The organism is Morganella sp. HMSC11D09, assembly GCF_001807955.1.
Classification (GTDB): domain Bacteria; phylum Pseudomonadota; class Gammaproteobacteria; order Enterobacterales; family Enterobacteriaceae; genus Morganella; species Morganella morganii.
Genome location: NZ_KV791699.1, coordinates 4811 through 5210, shown reverse-complemented (window position 1 = coordinate 5210; position 400 = coordinate 4811). Strand labels below are relative to the sequence as shown.

At 54.5% G+C, this 400-nt stretch carries 1 pseudogene; it reads left to right on the top strand.

The features are described 5' to 3' along the window. Positions 1-400 (top strand): annotated as a pseudogene (locus tag HMPREF3119_RS19865) (phage tail tape measure protein); the annotation flags it as partial.

The following is a 400-nucleotide window of genomic DNA, read 5'->3' as shown; positions in this document are numbered from 1 at the left end:
TTTCAATAAAGAGCAGAAAGAAGCGGAACGCCAGGCGGAGCAGTATGCCCGTAAAATGGCGGATCTGAGTGTGGCTACGGAGGTTCAGAAAGTCAGGGCCTCGCAGGGAGAGAAGGCCGCAGAGCTGTATGCGGCTGCGCATGAGGCCGGTACAAAATGGACGGATGAGCAGCGAAAAGCGATCCGCGCATCCTCTGTTGCCCTGGCGGAGTGGACACAAAAGGCCGATGAGGCGGTCAGAAAGCAGCGTGAAATGGATGATGCGCTGAAAGCGATGCGTGACGGTGCCCGTAAATTCAGTGATGAAGCGGAACAAATCGATAAAACCCGTGGGATGGGCGGAAACCGGCGCAGTTTGTATGAAGAGCGTCAGCAGATTGATCGTGTTTATGCCAAATCT